Annotated in this window: 26 protein-coding genes; 24 read left to right on the forward strand and 2 right to left on the reverse strand. The window is 66.1% G+C overall.

Annotated features, from left to right (window positions below; genetic code table 11):
- Positions 1-38 precede the first annotated feature (38 nt).
- On the reverse strand, positions 39-296 hold the full coding sequence (locus ACFWZ3_RS05635; RefSeq protein WP_439706767.1) for an acyl-CoA-binding protein: 258 nt from the start codon (positions 294-296) through the stop codon (positions 39-41).
- A 96-nt stretch (positions 297-392) separates the two neighbouring features.
- Here ACFWZ3_RS05635 and cmk point away from each other — a divergent pair, with 96 nt between their 5' ends.
- The 11 genes from cmk to ACFWZ3_RS05690 all read left to right on the forward strand — a co-directional run bounded on the left by cmk (position 393) and on the right by ACFWZ3_RS05690 (position 11058).
- Positions 393-1076: a (d)CMP kinase gene (gene cmk, locus ACFWZ3_RS05640; protein ID WP_439706768.1), complete on the forward strand. Its 684-nt coding sequence runs from the start codon at positions 393-395 to the stop codon at positions 1074-1076.
- A 183-nt stretch (positions 1077-1259) separates the two neighbouring features.
- Entirely contained in the window at positions 1260-2933 is a 1674-nt protein-coding gene (gene rpsA, locus ACFWZ3_RS05645; RefSeq protein WP_209622963.1) for a 30S ribosomal protein S1, read from the forward strand.
- An 86-nt stretch (positions 2934-3019) separates the two neighbouring features.
- The gene (locus ACFWZ3_RS05650) at positions 3020-3328 is read left to right on the forward strand and encodes an integration host factor subunit beta (protein WP_209622964.1); all 309 of its coding nucleotides are present in this window, start codon (positions 3020-3022) and stop codon (positions 3326-3328) included.
- Between the two features lie 228 nt (positions 3329-3556).
- Positions 3557-3814 (forward strand): LapA family protein, encoded by a 258-nt coding sequence (locus ACFWZ3_RS05655; protein WP_439706769.1) that lies wholly within the window; start codon positions 3557-3559, stop codon positions 3812-3814.
- Entirely contained in the window at positions 3811-4983 is a 1173-nt protein-coding gene (gene lapB, locus ACFWZ3_RS05660; protein ID WP_439706770.1) for a lipopolysaccharide assembly protein LapB, read from the forward strand. Before ACFWZ3_RS05655 ends, lapB begins: the two co-directional genes overlap by 4 nt.
- Entirely contained in the window at positions 4923-6020 is a 1098-nt protein-coding gene (locus ACFWZ3_RS05665) for an MraY family glycosyltransferase (RefSeq protein ID WP_439706771.1), read from the forward strand. Before lapB ends, ACFWZ3_RS05665 begins: the two co-directional genes overlap by 61 nt.
- Positions 6007-7929 carry a polysaccharide biosynthesis protein gene (locus ACFWZ3_RS05670; RefSeq protein WP_439706772.1) on the forward strand — a complete coding sequence of 641 codons (1923 nt, stop codon included), beginning with the start codon at positions 6007-6009 and terminating at the stop codon, positions 7927-7929. Before ACFWZ3_RS05665 ends, ACFWZ3_RS05670 begins: the two co-directional genes overlap by 14 nt.
- Positions 7930-8802 (forward strand): UTP--glucose-1-phosphate uridylyltransferase GalU, encoded by an 873-nt coding sequence (gene galU, locus ACFWZ3_RS05675; protein WP_439706773.1) that lies wholly within the window; start codon positions 7930-7932, stop codon positions 8800-8802.
- A 200-nt stretch (positions 8803-9002) separates the two neighbouring features.
- Positions 9003-10292 (forward strand): NAD(P)/FAD-dependent oxidoreductase, encoded by a 1290-nt coding sequence (locus ACFWZ3_RS05680; RefSeq protein WP_439706774.1) that lies wholly within the window; start codon positions 9003-9005, stop codon positions 10290-10292.
- Positions 10289-10627, forward strand: a complete 339-nt coding sequence (locus ACFWZ3_RS05685) for a tRNA-binding protein (protein ID WP_439706775.1) — start codon at positions 10289-10291, stop codon at positions 10625-10627. Before ACFWZ3_RS05680 ends, ACFWZ3_RS05685 begins: the two co-directional genes overlap by 4 nt.
- Positions 10624-11058, forward strand: coding sequence for a GNAT family N-acetyltransferase (locus ACFWZ3_RS05690; RefSeq protein ID WP_439706776.1), 435 nt, complete (start codon positions 10624-10626; stop codon positions 11056-11058). Before ACFWZ3_RS05685 ends, ACFWZ3_RS05690 begins: the two co-directional genes overlap by 4 nt.
- 51 nt (positions 11059-11109) lie before the next feature.
- Here ACFWZ3_RS05690 and ygfZ read toward each other — a convergent pair whose 3' ends face one another.
- Entirely contained in the window at positions 11110-11907 is a 798-nt protein-coding gene (ygfZ, locus tag ACFWZ3_RS05695) for a CAF17-like 4Fe-4S cluster assembly/insertion protein YgfZ (protein ID WP_439706777.1), read from the reverse strand.
- 113 nt (positions 11908-12020) lie between these two features.
- Between ygfZ and ACFWZ3_RS05700 the strand changes: the two genes are divergently transcribed.
- The 13 genes from ACFWZ3_RS05700 to msbA all read left to right on the forward strand — a co-directional run bounded on the left by ACFWZ3_RS05700 (position 12021) and on the right by msbA (position 24094).
- On the forward strand, positions 12021-12188 hold the full coding sequence (locus ACFWZ3_RS05700) for a DUF1674 domain-containing protein (protein ID WP_439706778.1): 168 nt from the start codon (positions 12021-12023) through the stop codon (positions 12186-12188).
- A gap of 84 nt (positions 12189-12272) precedes the next feature.
- Positions 12273-12668 (forward strand): succinate dehydrogenase, cytochrome b556 subunit, encoded by a 396-nt coding sequence (sdhC, locus tag ACFWZ3_RS05705; RefSeq protein WP_439706779.1) that lies wholly within the window; start codon positions 12273-12275, stop codon positions 12666-12668.
- Complete coding sequence (gene sdhD / locus ACFWZ3_RS05710; protein ID WP_439706780.1) at positions 12665-13060, forward strand: succinate dehydrogenase, hydrophobic membrane anchor protein; 396 nt, start codon at positions 12665-12667, stop codon at positions 13058-13060. Before sdhC ends, sdhD begins: the two co-directional genes overlap by 4 nt.
- Positions 13061-13065: 5 nt before the next feature.
- Complete coding sequence (gene sdhA / locus ACFWZ3_RS05715; protein WP_439706781.1) at positions 13066-14853, forward strand: succinate dehydrogenase flavoprotein subunit; 1788 nt, start codon at positions 13066-13068, stop codon at positions 14851-14853.
- 78 nt (positions 14854-14931) lie between these two features.
- Positions 14932-15711, forward strand: a complete 780-nt coding sequence (locus ACFWZ3_RS05720; RefSeq protein WP_439706782.1) for a succinate dehydrogenase iron-sulfur subunit — start codon at positions 14932-14934, stop codon at positions 15709-15711.
- 230 nt (positions 15712-15941) lie between these two features.
- Entirely contained in the window at positions 15942-16181 is a 240-nt protein-coding gene (locus tag ACFWZ3_RS05725) for a succinate dehydrogenase assembly factor 2 (RefSeq protein ID WP_439706783.1), read from the forward strand.
- On the forward strand, positions 16153-16572 hold the full coding sequence (locus tag ACFWZ3_RS05730; protein ID WP_439706784.1) for a protein YgfX: 420 nt from the start codon (positions 16153-16155) through the stop codon (positions 16570-16572). The genes ACFWZ3_RS05725 and ACFWZ3_RS05730 overlap by 29 nt, the downstream gene beginning before the upstream one ends.
- Before the next feature lie 154 nt (positions 16573-16726).
- Positions 16727-17971 carry a lipoprotein-releasing ABC transporter permease subunit gene (locus ACFWZ3_RS05735; RefSeq protein ID WP_439706785.1) on the forward strand — a complete coding sequence of 415 codons (1245 nt, stop codon included), beginning with the start codon at positions 16727-16729 and terminating at the stop codon, positions 17969-17971.
- On the forward strand, positions 17964-18683 hold the full coding sequence (lolD, locus tag ACFWZ3_RS05740) for a lipoprotein-releasing ABC transporter ATP-binding protein LolD (RefSeq protein WP_439706786.1): 720 nt from the start codon (positions 17964-17966) through the stop codon (positions 18681-18683). The genes ACFWZ3_RS05735 and lolD overlap by 8 nt, the downstream gene beginning before the upstream one ends.
- Positions 18684-18827: 144 nt before the next feature.
- Complete coding sequence (locus tag ACFWZ3_RS05745; RefSeq protein ID WP_439706787.1) at positions 18828-21134, forward strand: DNA internalization-related competence protein ComEC/Rec2; 2307 nt, start codon at positions 18828-18830, stop codon at positions 21132-21134.
- A 100-nt stretch (positions 21135-21234) separates the two neighbouring features.
- The gene (locus ACFWZ3_RS05750) at positions 21235-21891 is read left to right on the forward strand and encodes a MotA/TolQ/ExbB proton channel family protein (RefSeq protein WP_439706788.1); all 657 of its coding nucleotides are present in this window, start codon (positions 21235-21237) and stop codon (positions 21889-21891) included.
- 8 nt (positions 21892-21899) lie between these two features.
- Positions 21900-22328 (forward strand): ExbD/TolR family protein, encoded by a 429-nt coding sequence (locus tag ACFWZ3_RS05755; protein ID WP_439706789.1) that lies wholly within the window; start codon positions 21900-21902, stop codon positions 22326-22328.
- Positions 22325-24094, forward strand: a complete 1770-nt coding sequence (gene msbA, locus ACFWZ3_RS05760; RefSeq protein ID WP_439706790.1) for a lipid A export permease/ATP-binding protein MsbA — start codon at positions 22325-22327, stop codon at positions 24092-24094. The genes ACFWZ3_RS05755 and msbA overlap by 4 nt, the downstream gene beginning before the upstream one ends.
- Positions 24095-24103: the final 9 nt, after the last annotated feature.

Raw genomic sequence — 24103 nt, forward strand, 5'->3', positions numbered from 1 at the left:
TTGGAGGGGCGTGGCCCTGCTCCCCATTCGGGGAGGGCTCAAGCGAGGAGCTGGCGCACCAAGGCGATATACCGCCGCATCGCCTCGTCTTGCTGCATGCCGGCCAGCTGCGCCCAGGCCTCGTGTTTGGCGGTGCCGACGAAATCGAAGAAACCGGGCGGGTGGGCCTGGATGTCACCCAGCGAGCCCTGCTTGTAGAGGGCATAGAGCCTGAGCAACGTATCGTTGTCGGGCCGGGTGCCAAGCCGTTTGACATCCTCGGCGGCTTGTTCGAACTCGCGGCGAAGATCGGTCATGACTCGGGATGCAGCGGCGGTGCGCGGCTAGATAGCATGCGCCCCCGGGGTGGTCAACGCGTTACCATGGCGTTTTGCCGATTCCAAGGGAGCCCCATGAGCCGCACGCAGCCGGTCCCGGTCCTCACTATCGACGGGCCGTCCGGATCGGGGAAGGGCACCATCAGTCGGCGGGTCGCCGAGCAACTGGGCTGGCGTCTGCTCGATTCGGGCGCGCTGTACCGGGCGGTCGGTTATGCAGCAGGCGCCGAGGGCCTGGACCTGTCCGACGCGGACGCGGTGACCCGTTGCGCCCAGACCACGAAGATCCGCTTCCAGGCAGCCGCCGATGGCGGCGAGACGCGAGTGATCGTCAATGGCCACGACGCCACCGACGAGCTGCGCACAGAGACCGCGGGTGCGGCGGCTTCGGCGATCGCCTCGATCCCCTCGGTGCGGCAGGCCCTGGTCGACCTGCAACTGGGCTTCCGCAAGAGCCCGGGCCTGGTCGCCGACGGGCGGGACATGGGTACGGTGATCTTCCCGGACGCACCCTTCAAGGTGTTCCTCACGGCCAGTGCCGCCGAGCGGGCGAAAAGGCGCTATAAGCAGTTGAAGGAAAAGGGGCTGAACGTTACACTTGCAGCCCTTCATCGCGAGATCGAGGCGCGCGACGAACGCGATGCGTCGCGTAAGGTCGCCCCGCTTCGCCCGGCCGAAGATGCGGTTCTGGTGGATACCACCGGCATGCCCATCGAGGTCGTCGTCGCGAGAGTATTCGCCGTCGTGCAGCCCCGATAAGGCTGCACGCGGCTTTAGGCGCCTCCGCCGCGGCGGGGGTTTTGGTCAACGGTGCCGACAGGGCGGTCCGTCACAGGGCGCGTTTTCTGCGACACCCACAACCGGTGGGCCGGTTAGCCCGTGCGCATTTCATCCGACGGCGCGCACAGGGGGCTACGGCCTTTTCTCATTTCTGGAATCAACATGACTGAAAGTTTTGCCGAGCTGTTTGAACAGAGCCAGCAGGCCATCGCCAAGCTGAAGCCGGGTGCCATCGTCACCGGTATCGTTGTGGAAATCCGCAACGACGTCGTCGTGATCAACGCCGGCCTCAAGAGCGAAGGCATCGTCCCGATCGAGCAGTTCAAGGACGAAGAGGGCACGCTGGAAGTGCAGGTTGGCGACGAGGTGAAGGTTGCCCTCGACGCCCTGGAAGACGGCTTCGGCGAGACCAAGCTCTCCCGCGAGAAGGCCAAGCGTTCGATGGTGTGGGACGACCTCGAGCAGGCTTTCGACAAGGAAGAGACCATCACCGGCAAGATTTCCGGCAAGGTCAAGGGCGGCTTCACCGTCGACATCAAGGACGTCCGCGCGTTCCTGCCGGGCTCCTTGGTCGACGTGCGTCCGGTCCGTGACCCGGTGTACCTCGAGGGCAAGGATCTCGAGTTCAAGATCATCAAGCTGGACCGCAAGCGCAACAACGTGGTCGTCAGCCGCCGCGCCGTCGTCGAGACCGAGTTCTCCGAGGAGCGCGAGAAGCTGCTGGAGCGCCTGACCGAAGGCGCGGTGGTCAAGGGCACGGTCAAGAACCTCACCGACTACGGCGCGTTCGTGGACCTGGGCGGCATCGACGGCCTGCTGCACATCACCGACATGGCGTGGAAGCGCGTGCGCCATCCGTCCGAGGTGGTCAACGTCGGCGACGAGCTGGACGTGCGCGTGCTCAAGTACGACCGCGAGCGCAACCGCGTGTCGCTGGGCCTGAAGCAGTTGGGCGACGATCCGTGGGTCGCGATCTCGCGCCGCTACCCGGTCGGCAGCCGCATCTTCGGCAAGGTCTCCAACGTCACCGATTACGGCTGCTTCGTCGAGATCGAGCCGGGCGTCGAGGGCCTGGTGCACGTGTCCGAGATGGACTGGACCAACAAGAACGTCAATCCGGCCAAGGTCGTGCAGGTCGGCGACGAGACCGAAGTGATGGTGCTGGACGTGGACGAAGAGCGTCGCCGCATCTCGCTGGGCATCAAGCAGACGCGTTCCAATCCGTGGGAAGCGTTCGCCGCCATGCACAAGAAGAACGACAAGGTGTCCGGCCAGATCAAGTCGATCACCGACTTCGGCATCTTCATCGGCCTGGAAGGCGGCATCGACGGCCTGGTGCACCTGTCCGACATCTCCTGGCAGGCGTCCGGCGAAGACCTCGTGCGCAACTTCAAGAAAGGCGACGAGATCGAGGCGGTGGTGCTGGCGGTCGATCCGGAGCGCGAGCGCATCTCGCTGGGCATCAAGCAGATGGAGCAGGATCCGTTCGGCCAGTTCATGGCGAACAATCCGCGCGGCACGATCGTCAATGGCACGGTCAAGGAAGTCGACGCCAAGGGCGCCGTGATCGACCTGGGCGAGGGCGTGGAGGGTTACCTGCGCGCCAACGACATCGCCAAGGAGCGCATCGACGACGCCACCCAGCACCTGAAGGTGGGCGACAAGGTCGAAGCCAAGTTCACTGGCATGGACCGCAAGGGTCGCCAGCTGGCGCTCTCGATCCGCGCCAAGGACGAGGAAGACCTGCAGGACGCGATGGCCGAGTACGGCTCCGCGGCCGGCGGCACCACCAAGCTGGGCGCGCTGCTCAAGGAGCAGCTCAATAAGTCCGAGTAATTCCTTTAGGATTACAATGACTTGAGTACGAAGCGGGGCGGCCCCAGGCCGCCCCGTCGTTTGAACGTCACGGACATTGGGGACCCATGACCAAATCCGAACTGATCGAGGCGCTCGCCAGGCGCCAGACCCACCTCGCGTTCAGCGACGTGGAGCTTGCGGTCAAGAGCGTGATCGAGCAGATGAGCCATGCCCTGGCACAGGGTGAGCGCATCGAGGTCCGCGGCTTCGGCAGCTTTGCGCTGCATTACCGGCCGCCGCGCATGGGGCGCAACCCCAAGACCGGCGATGCGGTGGCCCTGCCGGGCAAGCACGTGCCGCATTTCAAGCCGGGCAAGGAACTGCGCGAGCGCGTGAATCTCTCGTTGCAGGCCGAAGAAACCGAAGCGGCCTGAGCGCTCCAAACGAAGTTCGAGCTTCCGAATTTTCCCAAGGCAGGCGGCATTAGCCGTCTGCCTTTTTGTTGCCCTTGCGCAGGCGCGGTCTCAACACCGTGCCGATCCAAGGGCAGGCTTGGGGGCGTGTCTTGACGAAAGCCCAAACACATGGCCCCCCTGCTGGGAGGACTTAACGGCATTCCTGTGGTCCGTGCCAGTTCAAGCCGATTCGGGTAAAGTCGCGCGATGCGATTGATTGCCTTGCTCATCCTTGCGTTGTTCATCGTCGCCGGCGTGGTCGTCGGCGCGCTCAATGCCGACCCGGTGAGCTACGATCTGGCTTTCTTCCAGGTAACGATGCCCAAGGGGGCAGGGGTGCTGGTCGCCCTGGTGATCGGCTGGCTGCTTGGTGGCCTCACCGCCTGGCTTGGCATGAGCCTGCGCCACCGCCGTGTGCTGCGCCGCGCGCGGCCGTCCAACGGGAAGACGCCGGCCCGCGCATGAGCATTCTCTATGTGCTGGTTCTGCTGGTGCCAGCCGCTTTCGCCAGCGGCTGGTTCGCGGCCCGGCGGGCGGCGGTGCACCGTTCGGGCATGCGCGTCAGCGAACTGTCGTCCGATTACTTCCGCGGCCTGAACTACCTGCTCAACGAAGAGCAGGACAAGGCGATCGAAGTCTTCCTGAAACTCGCCGAGTACAACCGCGACACGGTGGAAACCCATCTTGCCCTGGGCAACCTGTTCCGTCGTCGCGGCGAGGTCGATCGCGCCATCCGCCTGCACCAGCATCTGGTTTCACGACCGGGCCTCAGTGAGGCGATGAAGACGGTCGCGTTGCTGGAGTTGGGAGAGGACTACATGCGCGCCGGCCTGCTCGACCGTGCCGAGGCATTGTTCTCCGACCTGGTCGCCATGAACGCACACGCGCCGTCGGCATTGCGGCACCTGGTGGCGATCTACCAGCACGAGCGCGACTGGCACAAAGCCATCGACCACGCGCGCCGGCTCGAGGCAATGACCGGCGACGACGAGTCGCCGATGATCGCTCAGTTCTATTGCGAACTGGCCGAGCAGGCACGCCAGCACGGCGCGCAGTCCGAAGCGCGCGACTACCTGCGGCAGGCCTTCGAATGCCAGGCCGACTGCGTGCGTGCCTTCATGCTCACCGGCCGATTGCATGCCGAGGCGGGCGAGCATGCCGAAGCGGTCGAGGCGTATGAGGCAGCGGTCGGCGCGGACATTGCCTTCGTGCCGGAGATCCTGCCGCCGCTGCTCAACAGTTACGCGCGTACCGGCCAGATGGAGCGCGCCGAGCATTTCCTGCGCGACATCCTGGCGCGCTACAACGGCATCTCGCCGGTGCTGGCGTTGACCAAGCTCTATAACCAGCGCGATGGCGAGCGGGCTGGCATCGAGTTCCTGACGTCCCAGCTGCGCCAGCGCCCCTCGGTCCGCGGCCTGATGGCGCTGATCGACGCCACGATGGACAAGATCGAGGGCGAAGCGCGCGAGAATTTCCTGATACTGCGCGACCTCACCCGCAAGCTGCTCGAAGGCCAAGCCATGTACCGCTGCAGCCGCTGCGGCTTTGGCGCGAAGGCACACCACTGGCAATGCCCCAGCTGCAAGGGCTGGAGCACGATCCGTCCGATCCACGGCGTTGCCAACGAGTGAGGGAACCGCAGTTCACCACCGTGCTGGGATGGAGCCTGGTCGCGCTGGTGGTCGCGGCGTTGGCGGCACGCGGCGCCATCGCCTATGCGCATCGCCGCGGCATGCTGGACCAACCCGGCCAGCGCCGCTCGCATGCGCTGCCGACCCCGCGAGGCGGCGGCATCGGCATCGTGCTCGGTTGTCTCGTGGCCCTGCCCGGAACGTTCCTGAGCTTGCCAGGCCCCTGGTCCGGCTGGACGATCGCCAGCCTGGCCATGGCGTTGTTGCTGGTCGCGGCGATTGGCTGGTGGGACGACCATCGGCCGCTGCGGCAATGGCCACGGCTGGGTGTCCAACTACTGGCGACCACGCTGTTCAGCACAGCGCTGCTCGCCGGTGCTGGCCTTGCCTGGGCATGGCTGCCGCTGTTGGTATTGGCGGGCGGCTGGAGTATCAACCTGCACAATTTCATGGATGGTATCGACGCGTTGCTGGCACAGCAGGGCATGTTCGTGGCCATCGGCCTCGGCTGCCTCGCAGCCAGTGTCGCCCAGCCTGCATTGGCGGGCGCGGGGTTCGTGGTTGCCGCGGGCTGCTTCGGGTTCTGGCTCTACAACCGACCACCGGCGCGCATTTTCATGGGCGACGTGGGAAGCGGCAGCGTGGGCCTGTTGCTGTTCGCCCTTGGGGCCATGTTGTGGCGGATTGAACCGGACCTGCTGTGGCCAGCACTCATCCTCGGGTCCGCTTTTGTTGCCGATGCCAGCTTGACGTTGCTGAACCGCTTCCTACGCGGCAGGCGCTGGTATGCTCCGCATCGCGAGCATCTGTACCAGTGGCTGGTACGATCCGGCCGCACGCATGCGCGCGCTGCCGCGTGGTACCTGGTTTGGAACCTGCTCGTCGCCGCACCTGCGGCGGTTGTCGCGAGGCAACTCCCGGCCATGGCATTGCCCGCCTGTGCCGCCGTCTATACGGTGGCGGGCGCAACATGGATCGTTATCAAGCGCCGCTGCATGCGGCGCGCATCGTTGAAGGATCGTCATGTCGCCACGTAAATGGATCGCCCTCATCCATCCGCGGGTCGCCGTGGTCGTGCATGACCTGGCGATGGCCGGTTTCGCCTGGTGGATCGCCAAAGCGCTGCGTTACGCCACGGTGCCCGGCCAGGATGGTAGCTTCGACGTGTTCGAATTTCCCATCGTGCTGGCGATGCAGGGCCTGATGTTCACCTGGACGGGCCTGTACAAGGGCGTCTGGCGCTTTGCCAGCCTCCCCGACCTGTGGAACATCCTCAAGGCGGCGGTATTCGGGACGCTGTCCATCGGGTTGACGTTGTTCCTCTACGAGCGCATGGATGGCGTGCCGCGCTCGGTGCTGTTGCTCTATCCGGCCGTCCTTACCCTGTTGCTCGGCCTGCCGCGTCTTGCATACCGGTTCTGGAAGGACAGTCGGCTCGATTTGTTCAGCGCGCGCGCGTCCAAGCGCGTGCTCATCGTGGGCGCGAACCGGGCGGCCGAGGCGCTTTCGCGCGACTTGCGCCACGATGGCCGCTTCAGCGTGATTGGCTTTGTCGACGACAAGACCCGCTTGCGTGGCGCTTCGATCAACGGTCATCCCGTGCTGGGTTGCGTCGACCAACTGCCGGAGTTGGCGCGCGAGGCGGCGGTCGAGATGCTGCTTATCGCGATGCCGGGCGCGACCACGGGCGAGATGCGCCGGGTAGTGGAGCTGTGCGACCAGACCGGCCTGCCTTATCGCACGGTCCCGCGGCTCGAAGACGTAGTGGCCGGTCGCGCGCAGTTCAACGAAATCAAGGAAGTCGCGATCGAGGATCTGCTCGGCCGTGACGCGGTCGAGCTGGACTGGACGGCGATCCGCGAGACGCTCACGGGGCGGCGCGTGTTGATCACCGGCGGCGGCGGATCGATCGGTTCGGAGCTCTGTCGCCAGGTCGCCCGCCTTGGCGCGCAATCGCTGATCATTGTCGAGCAGAGCGAATACAACCTCTATCGCATCGGCAAGGAACTGCGTACCGATTACCCCGAGCTCTTGCTCGAATGCGTGCTGTGCGACTGCGGCGATCGTGTGGCGATGCAGAAGACCTTCGCCGAAACCAAGCCCCAGGTGGTTTTCCATGCGGCCGCCTACAAGCACGTGCCGATGCTGCAGAAGCAGTTGCGCGCCGGCTTCCGCAACAATGTGCTGGGCACCCGCACGGTGGCGGACCTGGCCGACGAGTTCCATGTCGAATGCTTCGTGCTGATCTCGACCGACAAGGCAGTGAACCCCACCAGCGTGATGGGCGCCTGCAAGCGCGTGGCCGAAATCTACTGCCAGAACCTCAATGCCCATTCGGCTACGCACTACATCACCGTGCGCTTCGGCAACGTGCTTGATTCGGCAGGCTCCGTGGTGCCGTTGTTCCGCCAGCAGATCCGCGACGGCGGGCCAGTGACCATCACCCACCCGGAGATCACCCGCTACTTCATGACCATTCCGGAAGCCTGCCAGCTGATCCTGCAGGCGGCCTGCCTGGGGCAGGGGGGCGAGATTTTCGCGCTGGACATGGGTGAGCCGGTGAAGATCCGCGATCTGGCCGAACAGATGATCCGGCTCGCCGGCAAGAAGCCGGGCACCGAGGTGCCGCTGGTCTACACCGGACTGCGCGCTGGCGAGAAGCTGTTCGAAGAGCTCTTCCACCAGCTCGAGAACTACAGCGCGACGGCACATGCCAAGATCTTCCTCGCGCAGCACCGCGAGGTCTCGTGGGAGTTGCTGCAGGCCTGGCTCAACAAGGCCGTCGAGGCTACCGCCGCCTTCAACGAAGAGGAGCTGCGGCGTTGCGTTTCGAGCTTGTTGCCATCGTTCCGCTGGAGCGACGTGGCTCAGCCAGACAATGTGGTGTCCATCCGTCGCGAGGCGGGACGTATCGAACAGGGCCGTATCGAAACAGGAGAAAGTTGAGTGACCAAGCCGTTGCGCAAGGTGGTGTTCCCCGTGGCCGGCCTCGGCACCCGTTTCCTGCCCGCGACCAAGGTCGTCGCCAAGGAAATGTTGCCGGTGCTGGACAAGCCGCTGATCCAGTACGCGGTCGATGAGGCCGTGGACGCCGGCGCCGACACCCTGGTGTTCGTCACCAACCGTTACAAGCACGCCATCGCCGACTACTTCGACAAGGCCTACGAACTGGAGGCCAAGCTGGAGGAAAAGGGCAAGGATGAACTGCTCGCACTGGTGCAGGGCACACTGCCGTGCAACGTGCGCGCGATCTTCGTCACCCAACCCGAGGCGCATGGCCTGGGCCACGCGGTGCTCTGTGCCAAGCCGGTCGTGGGCAACGAGCCGTTCGGCATCATCCTCCCGGACGATCTGATCTGGAACCGCGGCAAGGGCGCGCTGGGCCAGATGGCCGCGCTGGCCGAATCGGAGAACGCCGGCGTGATCGCGGTCGAGGAAGTACCGCACGACCAGACCGACAAATACGGCATCGTCGACGCCGAGCCGATTGATCAGCGCAGCGCGCGTATCCGCTACATGGTCGAAAAGCCCAAGCCTGCCGATGCGCCGTCGAACCTCGCCGTCGTCGGCCGCTACGTTTTGCCCGGCCGCATCTTCGAACTGCTGGAACAGACCCAGCCGGGCGCCGGCGGCGAGATCCAGCTCACCGACGCCATCGAAGCGCTGCTGACCGAGCAGGGTAAGGTGCTCGCGTACCGCTTCGAGGGCACTCGTTTCGACTGCGGTAACAAGGCCGGCCTGGTCCGCGCCACCATGCACATGGCCATGCAGGATCCCAAGCTCGCACCGGTGGTGCGCGAATTTGCCGGGCAGCTCTGACGCTCGTCGACACCCGGAGCAGAAGCCCGCGCTGGCGGGCGATGCTCTTGGTTTAGCCAGGAGCCTTGCCCGAAAGCGGGCTCCTGTACCTCACGGGCCATTGCATCCACTCAGGCAGCGTCGGCACCACGCCCGCCGGCCCGGTCGAACACCGCCGGCGCCCGCGATATGCTCAGCCGTCGTCCGACTGGTCCGAGCCCATGACGCGGTCGCCCGCTCTTTCCTATTACCGAGCCACGGCTACGCCGTACGAACCGTATGCGCCACTCCTCGGCCGCCAGGAGGCGCGCGTGGTCGTGATCGGCGGTGGCTTCGCCGGCCTCAACACGGCGTTGGGTCTGGCCGAGCGCGGGCTGCAGGACGTAGTGCTGCTGGAACGCGAACAGGTCGGCTTTGGCGCTTCGGGGCGTAACGGTGGTTTCGTGTTCGCCGGGTATTCGCTGGGCGAGCAGGCCTTGTTCGAGCAGCTAGGTGCCGCGCGCGCACGGGCGCTATTCCGGCGCACCATCGATGGCGTACACCGCATCCGCCAGCGCATCGGACATTACGCGATCGCCTGCGATGCCGTAGATGCCGGCGTGATCTGGGCCAACTGGTTCCGCGATCCCGGCGTACTGCGAAGCCGCCAGCATCTGCTGGCGGAACGCTGTGGCGTGGACTGGGAATGGTTGCCCGAACCACAACTGCATGAACTCGTCCGCAGCCCGCGCTACCACGACGGTCTGTTCGAGCGCGATGCGCTGCATCTGCACCCACTCAATTACGCGATCGGCCTGGCCGGCGCTGCGGCCGGGCAGGGCGTGCGCATCCACGAGCATAGCGGCGTGCGCCGGCTGCAGCGCGAGGGCGATCGCTGGCGCGTGCGGACCGCGTCTGGCGAAGTATGGGCCGAGCAGGTGGTGCTGGCCTGCGGTGGCTACCTGGCCGGGCTCGAGCGCCGGATCGACCGCGCAATCCTGCCCATCGCGACCTACGTGATGGTGACCGAACCGCTGGGTCACCGCCTGGCGGCGTGCCTGGCCACGCGTGCGGCCATCTACGACACCCGCTTTGCGTTCGACTACTACCGCCCCTTGCCGGATACGCGGCTGCTCTGGGGTGGCCGCATCTCGGTGCTCGACCGCTCGCCGCGCGCCGTGCAACGGCTGCTGCGGCGCGACCTGCTGCGCGTGTTCCCGCAGTTGGGCGAGGTACGCGTTGATTACGCCTGGTCAGGCTTGATGAGCTACGCGCGCCACCAGATGCCGCAGATCGGCGGGCGCGAGGACGGCCTGTGGTGGGCGCAGGCGTTCGGTGGCCACGGGTTGAGCTCGACCTGCGCAGCCGGGGAGCTGCTGGCGGCGGCCATTGCCGAGGGCGATCCGGCGTGGCGCGAATTTTGCGATTACGGGCTGGCCTCGACGTACCGCCCGCTGGGCTTCCTGGCGGCGCAGGCAAGCTACTGGCGCGCCGAGCTGCAGGATTGGTTGAAAACGAGACTGGAAGGATGAGTGTGGAAGAAATCAACTGGGCGGACTTCGAGAAGGTCCTGATCGTCGCCGGCACCATCGTGCGCGTGGAGGCCTTCCCGGAAGCGCGCAAGCCGGCGTGGAAGGTGTGGGCCGACTTCGGGCCCTATGGCGAGCGCAAGACCAGCGCGCAGATCGCCGCGCTCTACGCGCCCGAGCAATTGGTCGGCAAGCAGATCGTGGGTGTGCTCAACTTTCCCGAGAAACAGATCGGTCCGTTTCGCTCGCAGTTCCTGTTGACCGGTTTCCACACGGAGGCGGGCGTGGTCGTCACCACGGTCGAGCGGCCGGTGCCCAACGGTTCGCGGCTGGCGTGAGCACGCCGCGCCCGGCACGCGCATCGGACGCCACAGAGATCGCGCGGCTGGCGGGCGAGTTGGGTTATCCGGCCGATGCCCGGAGCATGGCTGCGCGGCTGTGTGCGTTGCTTGGCGACCCGCGCCAATGCGTGTGGGTGATCGATGGGGAAGGGCGCCTGGCCGGCTGGATCGCCGCAGAGCGGCGGATAAGCCTGGAGATCGGTGAACGCGTGGAGATCACCGGCCTGGTGGTCGATGGCACGGTCCGTCGCGGCGGCGTGGGACGCGCCCTGGTCGGCGCGGCCGAAGCGTGGGCCAAAGAGCAGGGCATCGGGAGGGTGGTCGTGCGTTCGAACATACAGCGCCAAGCCTCGCATCCGTTCTACGAAGGCCTCGGCTACACGCGGCAGAAGAGCCAGCACGTCTACGGCAGGCAACTGGGCCTGTAGGGTGGGCTTCAGCCCGCCATCGCCTGTTCCAGGGGGGGGCTGAAGCCCACCCTACGCGGTCAATGCGATTACCTGCACGCGGTCGGACCCGTCCGCGAACTCGGCCTCGACGCCCGTAGCCAGGCTGGCCTGTACGTCGTCGTGCACTACCGCCAGTGCTTCGGCCGCGCCATCGACCGCCACCGCATCCAGCAGCTGGATCGCCGAGTGCCCGTCCACGGCGAGCACGCTACCGGGCGCCGGCATGCGTGACAGGCGAACGCGGTGAAGGTGGCGCTTGCTGCCGCCGCGGTAATGCAGGCGCGCGACGATTTCCTGGCCCGGGTAGCACCCCTTGTCCAGCGCCGTGGCGCCCAGCGCGCCCAAGCCGAGCCAGGCCGGCAGCAGCTCGTCTGCGGTGTGCGACACGAGCCATGGCCAGCCGGCACGCACTTGCGGCAGACGCCAGTCGTCGTCGCCACGCGCCGCCAGTTTCAGGCCGTGCGAACCACAACCGAGCACCAGCGTGTCGTCCTGCTCCGCGACCGTGTGCAGCGGCATCGGCCCGACGGTCACGAACTCTTGTGTGGGCAGAGCGAGAGCACGCAACTTGGCGCGGAACACGTACCGCTGCAGTTGACCGGCCATCACCTCCGCCTGGCCACCGCGCAGCAGCAGGCGCAGGCGCTGCCCGTCCAGTCGAATCAAATGAAACAGCGCACGCACGCGCCCCTGCGCATCGAGCCAGGCACTGAATTGCCAGTGGCCGTCATCGAGCGAGGCGAGATTGCTGCTGAACTGGGCTTGCGCGAACGCGATCGCGTCCGGGCCTTCGAGCGCGACGAGCTCGGCGGAGTAAGTGCTGGGCATGGCGCATGAAATAAGGGAAGCATCGCGTGAAGGCAAGGTCCGGACAGGTTTTCGCGCACCCGTCAAGGTTGTGCTGTCTGGCCAGCGCGTATTACGCTTCTGCGGCTTTACTTATGTCCGAGACCTCCTCCAAGAACGAACCCGCCCCTGCTTCCGCGCCCGCGGAGCAGCCCACCGTGCCCGCGCGGCCGGCCCAGGGCGAGGCGCGACCGGAGCGGCCGGCGCCGGATCCCACCCGCTACGGCGACTGGGAAAAGAACGGACGCTGCATCGACTTCTGATCGGCCCGTGACGGCGCAAGCCGGCACAGGCCACAGCAGCGAGCGACTCGGGCGAGACGCGAATCCACTACACGGACAGCCGCCATGGCAGACACGCGACGACCGCTCTCACCGCATCTTTCCGTCTACAAGTGGCAAGTGCAGATGGTGACCTCCATCCTGCACCGCGCCACCGGCATCGCCCTGTCCGTGGGCCTGCTGCTGGTTGCCTGGGGCCTGCTCGCGCTGGCCGGCGGCGAGGAGCGCTTCGGGCACTTCACCGCCTTTGTCGGCAGCCCGGTCGGCATCATCCTCCTGGTCGGCTGGAGCTGGGCGCTGTTCTACCACCTGTGCAACGGCATCCGTCACCTGGTGCAGGACGGTGGCTACGGCTACGAGATCGTGCAGTTCGTGGGTTCCAGCTGGGCCTCGATCATCGTCAGTCTGCTGCTGACCGCAGCCGTCTGGGCCTACGTGCTGACCCTGGGAGCTGCCGCATGAGCGCCTATCCGAAGGAATACCGCAACCCGCTGAAGAAGGCCCGCGGCCTGGGCTCGGCCCAGCATGGCGTGAGCCACTGGTGGGTGCAGCGCGTGACTGCCGTCGCGCTGGTCGGGCTGGGCATCTGGCTGGTCACGCTGGTGCTGCGCATACTGCACGCCGACTACGCCACTGCGCGCGAACTGGTCGCGCGGCCGTGGAACGCCGTGCTGCTGATCGCTTTTGTCGTGACCTCGTTCTGGCACGCCGTGCTCGGCCTGCAGGTGGTGATCGAGGACTACGTGCACACCCGCTGGAAGGAGGCCACGCTCCTGATGGCGATCAAGTTCATTGCCGTGCTGGCCACCTTGGCCGGCGTGCTCGCGGTGCTGCGCATCGCCCTGGGAGCGTGAGTTCGATGGAAGCCTACAAGGTTCAGCAACACAAGTACGACGTGATCGTGGTCGGCGCCGGCGGCGCGGGCCTGCGCGCCACCTTCGGCCTGGCCGAGAAGGGCCTCAAGGCCGCGTGCATCACCAAGGTCTTCCCGACCCGCTCGCACACCGTGGCGGCGCAAGGCGGCATTTCCGCTGCACTGGGCAACATGGGCGAGGACGACTGGCGCTTCCACTACTACGACACCATCAAGGGCTCCGACTGGCTCGGCGACCAGGATGCGATCGAGTACATGTGCAAGGAGGCCCCGGCCGCCATCATCGAGCTGGAGCACTACGGCGTGCCGTTCTCGCGCACCGAGGAAGGCAAGATCTACCAACGCCCGTTTGGCGGCATGACCACGCACTACGGCAAAGGCACCGCGCAGCGCACGTGCGCCGCGGCCGACCGCACCGGCCACGCGATCCTGCACACGCTCTACCAGCAGGCGCTGGCGCATGACGCCACCTTCTTCATCGAGTACTTCGCGATCGACCTGATCTTCGACGAAGACGGCGTCTGCCGCGGCGTGCTCGCGCTGGACATGAACGAGGGCACGCTGCACTTCTTCCGCGGCCATGCCGTGGTGCTGGCGACCGGCGGTTACGGCCGTGCCTACTTCAGCGCAACGTCCGCGCATACCTGTACGGGTGACGGCGGTGGCATGGTGCTGCGCGCGGGCCTCGCGCTGCAAGACATGGAATTCGTGCAGTTCCACCCGACCGGCATCTACGGCGCCGGCTGCCTGATCACCGAAGGCGTGCGCGGCGAGGGCGGTTACCTCACCAACTCCGAGGGCGAGCGCTTCATGGAGCGCTACGCGCCCAGCGCGAAGGACCTGGCCTCGCGCGACGTGGTCAGCCGCGCGATGACCATCGAGATCCGCGAAGGTCGCGGCGTTGGTCCGGAGAAGGACCACATCCACCTGAACCTGATGCACCTGGGCGCCGACGTGATCCACGAGCGGCTGCCGGGCATCGCCGAATCAGCGCGCATCTTTGCCGGCGTGGACGTGACCAAGGAGCCGATCCCGGTCATCCCGACCGTGCACTACAACATGGGCGGCATCCCGACCAACTATCACGGCGAAGTCGTGCAGAAGAAGGGCGACGACGTTGACGCCGTGGTGCCGGGCCTGTTCGCCATCGGCGAGGCGGCCTGCGTATCGGTGCACGGCGCCAACCGCCTGGGCTCCAACTCGCTGCTCGATCTGGTCGTGTTCGGCCGCGCCGTGGCCGGCCGCTGCGCCGAGCTGGTCAAGCCCGGCACGCTGCACAAGGACCTGCCGACCAGCATCCTGGACAAGGCGCTGGGCCGCTTCGACGCGCTTCGCTATGCCAAGGGCAGCAAGCCCACCGCGCAGATCCGCGCCGAGATGCAGAAGACCATGCAGAAGGACGCGGCGGTGTTCCGCACCGGCGACACCCTGGCCGAGGGCAAGCGCCGCATCTCCGAGGTGTTCGACTCGTTCAAGGACGTCAGCGTCACCGACCGCTCGCTGGTGTGGAACTCCGACCTGATCGAGACGCTGGAACTGTCCAACCTGCTCGCGCAGGCGGTGGTAACCATGCACTCGGCCGAGCAGCGCATGGAAAGCCGCGGTGCGCACGCGCGCGAGGACTTCCCCGAGCGCGACGACGAGCACTGGATGAAGCACACCCTGGTCAGCCTGAGCGACGTGGGTCAGACCAGTTTCGACTTCCGTCCGGTGCACATGTACACGCTGACCGACGAGGTCGACGTGGTGCCGCCGAAGAAGCGCGTTTACTGAATTCGAGAGTGCGGCCATGGATGGCCGCTTTTTGATTTTCGCGCTCATGGATGAGCGCACAGACCAAGTGAGGTCACCGTGGCAGAGTTCACGCTACCGAAGAATTCCAAGATCCAGTCCGGCAAGCATTTTCCGGCCAAGGGCGCCAAGAAGCCGCGCACCTTCAAAGTCTACCGCTGGAGCCCGGACGATGGCCAGAACCCGCGGGTCGACACCTACGAGGTCGACATGGCCACGTGCGGCCCGATGGTTCTGGACGCGCTGCTGAAGATCAAGAACGAGATCGATTCCACGCTCACGCTGCGCCGCTCCTGCCGCGAAGGCATCTGCGGTTCCTGCGCGATGAACATCGACGGCACCAACACGCTGGCGTGCACCAAGGCCATCGACGACTGCAAGGGCGGCGAGGTGGCGATCTACCCGCTGCCGCACATGCCGGTGGTCAAGGACCTGGTGCCGGACCTGACGCACTTCTACGCGCAGTACGCCTCGATCAAGCCGTGGATCCGCACGCAGAGCCCGGCGCCGGCGCGCGAGCGCCTGCAGTCGCCGGAAGACCGCAAGCAACTGGACGGCTACTACGAGTGCATCCTGTGCGCCTGCTGTTCGACCAGCTGCCCGAGCTACTGGTGGAACGGCGATCGCTACCTCGGTCCGGCCATCCTGCTGCAGGCCTATCGCTGGATCGCCGACAGCCGTGACGAGGACACCGGTGGCCGCCTCGACGACCTGGAAGACCCGTTCAAGCTCTATCGCTGCCACACCATCATGAACTGCGCGCGCACCTGCCCGAAGGGTCTGAACCCGGCCAAGGCGATCGCCGAGATCAAGAAGCTGATGGTCGAGCGCCGCTCGTAAGGGCGCGCGTTAGCGCCCTCTCCCCTCCGGGGAGAGGGCTGGGGTGAGGGGACACTCTTGCGACACACCTGTATCAGAGCCTTCGCCACGAACCCAGAAGATATGGGTTGTGCTTCGGCGGCAAAGCGGGCAAGGCGCGTTCGCGCGTTGGCCCATCTTCCTCGCGAGCCCCGCCCCTCACCCCAACCCTCTCCCCGGAGGGGAGAGGGGGCTAGAGGCGGCGCTTTCGCATGAGCCTCGCCCGCCTGCGCTGGCGTGCCCGCCGCGGCACGCGCGAACTCGACGCCCTGCTGGGCGGTTGGCTGGACGAGCGTTACGAAGGGGCAAACCCTGCGACACGCCAGGCCTTCGACGAACTGCTCGATACCCAAGACCCGGACCTGTGGGACTGGATCATGGGCCACGCGCAGGCGCCGCGCGCCGACTGGCAGGCGATCATCGATGACATCCGCGCCCGCCATCGGCTTTGATTACCGACCCTCGCGCTTGCCGGGCCGGCTCCTGGCCGTTGTCACCACGCTTGCCGTGGTCGCCATTGGGTTGAGTGGCGCGCCGCTTGGCATCAAGCTGGTGCTCGCAGCCGGCTCTCTGGTGTTGGCCGTTATCACCGCGCGCCGCTTGATGCACCCGCGCATCGCCGGCGTGAGGTACGGTTCAGACGGCTGGACGCTCTATCGGGCCGACCGCAGCCAGCTTCCTGCGACGCTGCTTTCCCATCGCGTGATCGGCACCAGCGTCCTGCTACGGCTGAAGACCGACAGCGCGACCGAAACTCTGGTACTGACATCAGACAACAGCGATCCGGACATCCGCCGCCGCCTGCGCATGCGCCTGGCCGCGCACGTCGCCGACACGCTGTAGGAGTGCACCTGCGCGCGACCGGGAAGATGGTGGTGCACAGCTGCGCTCCTGTAGTCGCGCACGCGGCACTTTTCCTCATGGGCACGGTCCGAGCGAATACCCGATAATGCTCCGACAGGGCGGCCCGCCCATCGACTGGAAGAAGCGACCGCCCATGTTCCGACCGCTCGAACTGTTCATCGGCCTGCGCTACACGCGCGCCAAGCGCCGCAACCAGTTCATTTCCTTCATTTCCACCGTGTCGATCGTATGCATCGCCATCAGCGTCACGGCGCTGATCACGGTGATGTCCGTGATGAATGGCTTCGACTCCGAATTGCGCACGCGCATCCTGGGCGCCATCTCGCACGCCACCGTGTCTGGCCTTCCCGGCGAGGCCGTGCGCGACTGGCCACGCGCGGTGCAGATCGCCGAGGCCAACCCGCATGTAAAGGGCGCCGCGCCCTATGTGGAAATGGAAGCTTTCCTGCAGGCCCGCCGCCCCAGTGGTGCGCTGGTGCGTGGCGTCGATCCGTCGCAGGAACCCAAGGTCTCCGACATCAACACGCACATGGTCGAGGGCAGCCTGGACGAGCTCAAGCCCGACAGCTGGAACATCGTGCTGGGCAAGGAACTGGCGCTGACGCTGGGCGTGACGGTCGGCGACCGCGTGACCATGGCGGTACCCGAGTTTCGCGCGACCCCGATGGGAAGTGTCCCGCGCCTGCGCGGTTTCCATGTCGTGGGCATCTTCGAACTGGGCATGCAGGAATTCGATTCGGGCCTGGCGCTGGTCAACATGCACGACGCCGAGAAACTCGGCAGCCTCAATGGCCCCAGCGGCATCCGCCTGAAGCTCGACGACATGTTCAACGCGCGTCCAGTTGCACGGGAGCTGGCCAACGCGCTGGGCCAGTTCTACATGGTGCAGACCTGGATGGACAGCCACGCGAACTTCTTCTCCGCGATCTCGATGGAGAAGCACGTCATGTTCATCATCCTGTCGCTGATCATCCTGGTCGCGGTGATCAACCTGATCTCGATGCTGATGATGCTGGTGACCGACAAACAGGCGGACATCGCCATCCTGCGTACGCTCGGATCGACCCCGCGCAGCATCATGGGCATGTTCATGGTGCAGGGCGTGCTGGTGGGCGTGGTCGGCATCGGCTTCGGCGTAGGCCTGGGCTCGCTGCTGTCCTGGAAGCTGCCGGCAATCGTCAAATGGATCGAGCACCTTACCGGCGTGACCTTCCTCTCGCCGGACGTCTATTACATCAGCGAAGTGCCGAGCAAGCTGGTCGCCAGCGATGTGGGCTGGGTCACGCTGGTCACCTTCATTTTCTCGCTGCTGGCCACGCTCTATCCGGCGTGGCGCGCCTCGCGCACGCAGCCGGCACAGGCGCTGCGCTATGAGTAAGCCTTCCACCATGGACAAGAACGTCGTGCTGCGTGCCAGCGGGATCGCCAAGACCTACGAGGAAGGCGACCTGAAGACCGAGGTGCTCACCGACGTCAACTTCACCTTGAAGCGCGGCGAGACGCTGGCCATTGTCGGCGCGTCGGGCTCGGGCAAGAGCACACTGCTGCACATCATCGGCGGCCTGGACACGCTGACCCGGGGCGAGGTGGAGGTGGACGGCCGCGTCCTCTCCAAACTTTCGGACGCCGAGCGCGGACGCGTGCGCAATCGGTCGCTGGGCTTCATCTACCAGTTCCACCACCTGCTGCCCGAGTTCACCGCGCTGGAAAACGTCTGCATGCCGCTGCTGATCCGCGGCGTGTCCATCGCCGAGGCGCAGCGCCAGGCGCGTGTGCTGCTGGAACGGGTGGGACTGGGCAAGCGCGAGGCGCACAAGCCCGCCGAACTCTCCGGCGGCGAGCGCCAGCGCTGTGCGGTCGCCCGGGCCCTGGTGACGCGTCCGGCCTGTGTGCTCGGCGACGAGCCGACCGGTAACCTCGATGAAGGCAATGCAGCGCACGTCTACGAACTGATGCTCGAGCTCAACCGCGAGGTTGGCACCAGCTTCATCCTGGTGACCCACGACCACCGGCTGGCGGCCAAGATGGATCGCACGCTCGAGCTGCATAACGGCGTGTTGCAGGAAAAGGCCCGCGCGCCGCTGGCCTGAGGGCTGCGTAAGGCGGGCATCCGCCCACCGCTGCCGGACGTGCGCCTTACTTGCGCCTTGTTCACGGTGCCGTCCCCCTACACGCATTTCAGCCATCCCGCCGGCGGGTAGCCGGTAAGCTGGTTCCTCCGACGGGAGGATGGGATGCACGAGGCAAGGATGCCCGGTGCGGCGGTAGCCGGTGTCGCCTTGCTGCTTGGCGTGGCGGCTGTGCAATGGCTGCCTGCCTTACCGCCGTCGGCGTGGAGCGCGCTTCCCGGCTTGTTCGTCCTGTGGGCCAGCCTGCACTGGCCGCGGCTGCGCTTGCCGGCGCTGGTCCTGCTGGGTGCGGCCTGGGCGATCTGGCGCGGCACCCTCGCGCTCGACCTGCGTCTGCCGCGCGACCTGGAGCGGCGCGATTTCGACGTGGTCGGCACGTTGTCCGGATTGCCACAGGTGCGCAGCGACGCCACCCGCTTCGTGTTCGATGTGGAACAGGCGGCCCTCGACGGAAAGCCGGTCCCACTGCATGGTCACGTGCGCCTGAGCTGGTACGACGATGCCCCCGTGCTCCCGGCCTGCTCACGCTGGCAACTGCATGTGCGATTGCGGCGGCCACGTGGCCTGCTCAATCCGGGCGGTTTCGATGGCGAGCGCAGTGCGCTGGAGAAGCGCATCGCCGCGACCGGCTACGTGCGCGAGGACGGCATCCATCGCTTGCTGCAATCGGGCGGTTGTGTCGACGGACTGCGAGACCGGATTTCCCGCGGCATCGCCGCCCGCGTATCGGACCCGCACGATGCGGCGCTGTTGCAGGCATTCTCCATCGGCGATACGCGCGGATTGGACCAGGACGACTGGGAAGTCGCTCGCGCCAACGGTGTCCCGCACCTGATCGCCATCTCCGGTTTCCACGTAGGGGTTGCCGCACTGTTCGGCGCGGGACTGGTGCGCCTGCTGTATCTCCTGTGGCCTGGTCTGGCACTTCGGCTGCCGCGCATGCCCGCACAGGCGGCTGCGGCGTTGCTGGTTGCCGGGTTGTACGGAGCGCTGGCCGGGCTCGGTCTTCCCACGGTGCGCACCTTGCTGATGATCGCCGTGGTAGCGCTGGCCCGCTGTAGCCGTCGCGCGATCGGCGGCGCGCAGACGCTGGGCCTTGCCTTGATCGCGATGTTGCTGGCCGACCCGCTGGCTGTGCTGTCGGCGGGCTTCTGGTTGTCGTTCGTGGGCGTGGCCTTCCTGATGCTTTGCCTTGAGGCCCGCCCGAGGGGGGTGCGTGGATTTCTGCACGAACTCTCCGCCGGGCAGCTAGTGATGACGGTGGCGCTGTTGCCGTTGACGCTGTGGTTCTTCGGCGAGGCCTCGCTGGTCGGCGCGCTCTCCAACCTCATCGCCGTGCCCTTCGTCAGCTTCGTGATCGTGCCCTGCGCGCTATTGGGCATGCTGCTGCTTCTGCTCGCGCCCGCCGCCGCGACGCCCGTGTTGAAGCTGGCCGCCGTGCTCGCCCACGCCCAGTGGTGGCTGCTGGAACGGTTGGCCACATGGCCCGGTGCGCAGTGGTATCTGCCGGAGGTGGGGCCGTGGGCGCTGCTGCTGGCCACGCTCGGTGCGCTGTGGCTGTTCGCCCCGCGCGGCCTGCCGCTGCGTGCCTTGGGGGTGCTGCTGTTCCTGCCGCTGGTCTGGCCGGCGGTGCGATTGCCGGCCATTGGCGGGTTCCAGGCCTGGGTGCTGGACGTGGGGCAGGGGCTTTCGATCGTGGTACGCACACGCCGGCACGCGCTGGTTTACGACGCCGGCGCGCGCTATCCATCCGGCTTCGATCTGGGCGAGGCGGTCGTGGTACCGGCGCTCCACGCGCTGGGCATCGACCGGCTGGATCAGCTGATGATCAGCCACGCCGACAACGACCATGCCGGTGGTGCGCTTGCCGTAGCGGAGGCCTTTCCCGACGCCTCACGCTATGCGGGTGAGCCAGGGCGGATGCCGCTTCCCATGCAGCCGTGCCGGGCGGGGCAGGCATGGCGCTGGGATGGCGTGGATTTCCGCGTACTCTCGCCCGGCCCGCAAACGGCCGGGCGGCGCAACGACCGTTCTTGCGTGTTGGCCGTGGATGGTGCGGGCGGGCGCCTGCTGCTCACCGGGGACATCAGTAGTCACATGGAAGCCACCGTGGCGGCTGCGGTCGGGAGGAGCCGCCCGACCGTGCTGGTAGTGCCGCACCATGGCAGCCGTTACTCGTCCGACCCCGCCTTTATCGCCGCGATCGCGCCGCAGCTGGCACTGGTTTCCGCCGGCTGGCATAACCGGTTCGGCCATCCGCACCCGCTCGTGCTCGCGCGCTACGCCCAGGCGGGCGTGCCCTTGCTCAACACCGCGATTCGCGGTGCCATCGAAATCGACGCTCCGCCCACGGTCGAGCCCGCTGCAACGGCCACCTGGCGCCAGCGACGCCCCCGCTACTGGCGCGAATGAACCGGTGGTTTTGCAACTGCCAAGCGCGCCGCGGAACCATGTGAAGGGACTGCTATGATTCGGCGTCTCCTTGAGAAGTTGCCCTGGCGGGAGTTAGGCAGTGCTTGAAATTCTGATGGCTGGCGGATGGGCGTTGGCCCCCATCCTGATCTGTTCGGCAGTGGCTCTGGCAATCGTGCTGGAGCGCTGGTGGTCCCTGCGCCGCAAGGCTGTGCTGCCCGAAGGGCTGGGCGAAGAAGTGCGCAAGTGGGCGCGCAGCGGCCAGCTCGATCCCGCGCACCTGGAAGCGCTCGCTGCCGGCTCGCCGCTGGGCGAGTTGCTGGCTGGCGCCCTGGCCGTGCGCAACCGCCCCCGCGAGCAGATCAAGGAGCGCATCGAAGACACCGGCCGCCACGTCGTCCATCGCATGGAGCGCTACCTCAACACGCTCGGCACCATCGCGCTGATCGGCCCGCTGTTGGGCCTGCTCGGTACCGTGATCGGCTTGATCCGCATGTTCATGCAGGTGATGGCCGGCGGCATGGCCGATCCGACCAAGATGGCCGGTGGCATCGGCGAAGCGCTGATCTGCACCGCCATGGGCCTGGTGGTGGCGATCCCCGCCTACGTGCTGCACCGCTATTTCCGCTCCAGGGTGGCGGGCTACTGCGTCGACATGGAGAAGCAGGCTACCGCATTGCTGGACGACCTGACCGGTACGCCCGCCCCGGCGGTCCGTCCGCGCCGCACGGCGACGACCGCCGCGACCAGCGGCTGAGGGTAAGCATGCGTATCGGTTCCGATCGTCGGCAGGACGACTTCGAGATCAACGTCATCTCGCTGATCGACGTGCTGCTGACGCTTTTGATGTTCTTCGTGTTGACCACGACCTTTGTGCAGCACTCGCGCATGCAGGTCACGCTGCCGCAGGCCAGCGCCGAGGAGCGCGACATGCAGGCGCCCGCGTTGACCGTGATGATCGACCGCGACGGGCATTTCTACGTCGGTAGCGACGCCGTCGTGGGCGAGGGGGTCGACCCGCTCAAGCAGGCCATCGCGCGCGTGGCCGGCGACGACCACGACCGGCCAGTCACGATCCGTGCCGATGCGCAGACACCGCACCAGAATGTGGTGACGGCCATGGATGCGCTCGGCCAGCTCGGTTTCACCCGGTTGGCGATCGCGACCACGCCTGGTTCCAAGGAACCACAGTGACGGAACACTCCAAGGTCGACTGGAATGAGACGTGGCGCGTCTACAAGCGTCTGCTGAAATACTTGGTGCCCTATTGGGGAACGGGCACGTTAACCATGATCTGCATGGTGCTCGATTCGGCGTGCCTCGCGCTGTTTGCGTGGCTGATCAAACCGATGATCGATCACCTGTTTGTGGAGAAGGACCCGCAGGCGATCTTCTGGCTTCCCATCCTGATCATGGTGCTGGCCGTCGTGCGTGCGGTGGTTTCGTACCAAGGTGACTACGGCATGGGCAAGCTTGCCCGGCATGTGGTGCAGGATCTGCGCGAGCAGGTATTCGCCAGCTATCTGCGGTTGCCGGTCCGCTTTTTTGGTGCGGAGACCTCCGGCCAACAGATTTCCCGCATCACCTACACGTCCGAGCAGGTGGCCAAGGCTGCGACGACTTCGGTCAAGTCTATGATCACCGATGGCCTTCTCGTGATCGGCCTGATGGTCGACATGTTGATCGCCAGTCCCTATCTGACCCTTGGTCTGCTAGTGATGGTGCCTACCATCGTTGCCCTGATGACTTGGATCAGCCGTCGCTATCGGCGGATCAGTCGCAGCGTGCAGGACACCATGGGCAACGTCACCGGTGCGGTCCGCGAAGTGGTTGACGGGCACCGGGAGGTTCGCATCTACGGCGGCGGGCATCGTGAGCAGCGGCGCTTCGACGAGATCGCCGATCGCACGGGGCGCTTCAATCTCAAGATTGCCAAGACGGCGGCCCTGTCGAGCGCCGCCGTGCAGACGACCGCGGCCATCGCATTGGCTGCGATCATTTTCTTGGCAACGCGCCCTCTGGTGTTGCCGACTATGACCAGCGGTACGTTTGCATTGGTGATGGTTGCCATGAGCGGTTTGCTCACGCCGCTAAAACGTCTGACCAACGTGCAGGGCGATGTCCAGCGCGGCGTGGCGGCCGCGGAGGACATGTTCGAGATTATCGACATGCAGCCAGAGGAGGATCATGGCACCGAAAAGCTGGTCCAGAGCCGCGGCGACATTCGATTCGAAAAGGTTTCGATGAGCTATCCGGGCGCGCAGACGCCAGCAGTGCGGGGCGTTGATCTGGTCTGCCCTCCGGGCAGCATTACGGCGCTGGTCGGCCGATCAGGTAGCGGCAAGAGCACGCTGGTCAGCCTGCTGCCGCGCTTCCACATGCTGGAAGGCGGACACATTCTGATCGATGGTCGTGATTACCAGCAGTACACGCTGGCCTCGTTGCGCAAGCAAATCGCTTGGGTCGGCCAGAACGTCATCTTGTTTGAAGGCACCGTGGCCCAGAACATCGCCTACGGCGAGCTTGCCGGCGCCAGCGAGGAAGCGATCGTTGCGGCTGCCGAGGCGGCAAACGCCATGGAATTCATCCGCGCGATGCCCGAGGGTATCCATAGCTGGATCGGGGAGGGCGGTGGCATGCTTTCCGGCGGCCAGCGCCAGCGCCTCGCGATCGCCCGCGCCATCCTCAAGAACGCCCCGATCCTCGTGCTGGACGAAGCCACCAGCGCGCTCGATACCGAGTCGGAGCGGTTGATCCAGCAAGCGCTGCAGCGCCTGATGCGTGATCGCACGACGCTCGTGATCGCGCATCGGTTGTCCACCATCGAACACGCCGATCAGATCGCCGTGATGGACCAGGGGCGCATCGTTGAACGCGGTACTCACGCCGAGTTGGTAGCCTTGGGCGGTCAGTACGCCGCGCTGCACCGCATGCAGTTCCACGAGCAGGAAGAAGGCTGAGGCGTCCTC

It is taken from the genome of Frateuria sp. GZRR35 (assembly GCF_051900415.1).
In the GTDB taxonomy this organism is placed as follows: Bacteria; Pseudomonadota; Gammaproteobacteria; order Xanthomonadales; family Rhodanobacteraceae; genus Frateuria_A.